The following is a 2626-nucleotide window of genomic DNA, read 5'->3' on the forward strand; positions in this document are numbered from 1 at the left end:
CCGGTGCCGCGGTCGCGCCAGCCGGCGACGCTCGACCCGAACAGCGCGCCCGCCACCCCGCCGATCACCGCGCCGACGCCGGCGTTGCTGTGCGCCTTTGTGCAGTAACGGCGCGACCAGTCCTCGGCATAAGCGGCGTAGCGCTGGTCCTGCTGGCCCTGGCCAGCGTCGGCCTGCGGCTGATAGCCGGGGGGCGGCGGCGGCAGCTGGCGGCCGTCATAGCCCGGCGGCGGCGGGACATCGCCGGCAGCGTCGTAGGGCGCACCATTATAGGCCTGCCCGTTCGAAGGCGGCGCGACGTTCTGCGGTGCCGGCCGCTCGTCGCCATAGTAATAATTGCCCGATGGATAGGCCTGCGCGGTGGCCAATGTCGACCCGGCCAGGCCCGTCCCGACCAGCGCCGCTCCGGCAGCGATGCGCACGCCCAAATTCATGATCTTCCTCGACATGACATTCTCCAACACCATGAGCCGCTTATGGCCTTTCCGAGGTGAACGCATCCTGACTTGTCCGGGTCCCTAGATGCGGGCGCGCTCGCCCAGCAGCGTGTCGAAATACGCGATCGTCCGGGCGAGCCCCTCGCGCAGGCTGACGGTCGGTTCCCAGCCGAGCGCCTCGCGCGCCAGGCTGATGTCCGGCTGGCGCTGGCGCGGGTCGTCGGCGGGCAGCGGCAGGTGGACGAGCCTGGAGCGCGAGCCGGTCAGCTCGATCGCGAGGTCGGCGAGCTGGCGGATGGTGAACTCGCCGGGGTTGCCGATATTGACCGGGCCGATCGTCGCGTCCTGGTTCATCAGCCGGCAGAACCCCTCGATCAGGTCGTCGACATAGCAGAAGGACCGCGTCTGGTCGCCGTCGCCATAGACCGTGATGTCCTCGCCTTTGAGCGCCTGGACGACGAAGTTGGATACGACGCGCCCGTCGCCTGGGTGCATCCTGGGACCATAGGTGTTGAAGATGCGCACCACCCGCACGTCGACGCGGTGCTGGCGGTGATAGTCGAAGAACAGCGTCTCCGCCGCGCGCTTGCCCTCGTCATAGCAGGAGCGGGGCCCGAGCGGATTGACATGGCCCCAATAGCTTTCGGGCTGGGGGTGGACCAGCGGATCGCCATAGACCTCGCTGGTCGACGCCTGGAAGATGCGCGCCTTGGTCCGCTTGGCGAGGCCGAGCATGTTGATCGAGCCCAGCACGCAGGTCTTGAGCGTCTGAACCGGATCGAACTGATAGTGGACCGGCGAGGCGGGGCAGGCGAGATTGTAAATCTGGTCGACCTCGACCAGCAGCGGCGAGGTGATGTCGTGGCGCATCGTCTCGAAGCGCGGGTTGCCGAGCAGATGCTCGATGTTGGAGCGGCGGCCGGTATAGTAGTTATCGACGCACAGCACGTCGTGCCCCGCCGCCAGCAGCCGCTCGCACAGATGCGATCCCAGGAACCCCGCACCGCCGGTGACCAGCACTCGCTGGCGGATCAGATCGTCGTGGCCCATGCTTCCCCCTGTTGCGGGTCTTCCTCGCGGCTCGGCGCTGGCTTGTCCATGGCTCAGTGCTCGGCCAGCTCGATCCAGGTCGGCGCATGGTCGCTGCTCTTGTCCCAGCCGCGCACGTCGCGGTCGACCCCCGCCGCCCGCAGCCGCCCGGCCAGCGCCGGCGACAGCAGCAGATGGTCGATCCTGAGCCCGGCATCGCGCGCATAGGCGTCGCGGAAATAATCCCAGAAGGTATAGATGGTGGCGTCAGGATGCAGGGTGCGGATCGCGTCGCTCCAGCCCTGATCGACCAGCCGCGCAAAGGCGGCGCGGACCTCGGGCGCGAACAGCGCGTCCTCCTGCCAGCGCTCCGGCTTGTAGACGTCGCGCGGCGTCGGCACCACGTTGAAGTCGCCCGCCAGCACCACCGGCAGGCCGCTGTCGATCAGCGAACGGGCGTGGCCGGCCAGCGCCTCGAACCAGGCGAGCTTGTAGTCGAAGCGCGGGCCCGGCTGCGGATTGCCGTTGGGCAGGTACAGCCCCGCGACCAGCACGCCGGCCACCGCCGCCTCGATGTAGCGGCTCTGCGACGGATCGGGGTCGCCCGGCAGCCCGCGCCGCGTCTCCACCGGCGCGCCGACGCGACTGAGCATCGCGACACCATTCCAGCGCGGCTGGCCGTGCCAGATTGCCTGATACCCCGCCGCAGCGATCGCCTCCGCCGGAAAGCGCTCGTCCGGTGCCTTCAGCTCCTGCAAGCAGACAATGTCGGGTGCCGTCTCAGCCAGCCAGCGCAGCAGCACGGGCAAGCGACCGTTGACGCCGTTGACGTTGTAGGTGGCGATCCGCACGCTACGAACAACGCTCTTTCGCACCGTCCAGGTCCGTTCATGTCCGGTGCAGCTTGCAAGGGGCTTGAAGCCGCCATCGAATCTGCCACTGAACGGCCTCCCTTCGCGGCCGTAACAATGGACATTGCATGAGCCAGGGCATGAGCCAGGACGACCCTTACCCTCCCGTCCATTCCTACACGGCCGAACCCCGCCGCCTGACGTCGCGCGGGCGCGCGTTCAGCTGGCTGGGCGGGCTGTTGGGGGTGGCGCTGCTGATCGGCTTCGCGGTATGGCTGTCGCACCATGCCGCCGCCGGCCAGGGCGGCG

The 2626-nt window shown here is 68.6% G+C and carries 2 protein-coding genes and 2 pseudogenes; 1 reads left to right on the forward strand and 3 read right to left on the reverse strand.

Features of this window, described 5'->3' with window-relative positions; genetic code table 11:
• The 3 genes and pseudogenes from HUU96_RS14620 to xth form a co-directional block, all read right to left on the reverse strand.
• Window positions 1-449: pseudogene (locus HUU96_RS14620) on the reverse strand (hypothetical protein); the annotation flags it as partial.
• A gap of 69 nt (window positions 450-518) precedes the next feature.
• Window positions 519-1487 carry a UDP-glucuronic acid decarboxylase family protein gene (locus HUU96_RS14625; protein ID WP_174293466.1) on the reverse strand — a complete coding sequence of 323 codons (969 nt, stop codon included), beginning with the start codon at window positions 1485-1487 and terminating at the stop codon, window positions 519-521.
• A 53-nt stretch (window positions 1488-1540) separates the two neighbouring features.
• A complete protein-coding gene (xth, locus tag HUU96_RS14630; protein ID WP_174293467.1) occupies window positions 1541-2317 on the reverse strand; it encodes an exodeoxyribonuclease III in 777 nt (258 codons plus the stop codon).
• Between the two features lie 128 nt (window positions 2318-2445).
• Here xth and HUU96_RS14635 point away from each other — a divergent pair.
• Window positions 2446-2626: pseudogene (locus HUU96_RS14635) on the forward strand (efflux transporter periplasmic adaptor subunit); the annotation flags it as partial.

The sequence above is a fragment of the Sphingomonas bacterium genome (assembly GCF_903644135.1).
Taxonomy (GTDB): Bacteria; Pseudomonadota; Alphaproteobacteria; order Sphingomonadales; family Sphingomonadaceae; genus Sphingomonas.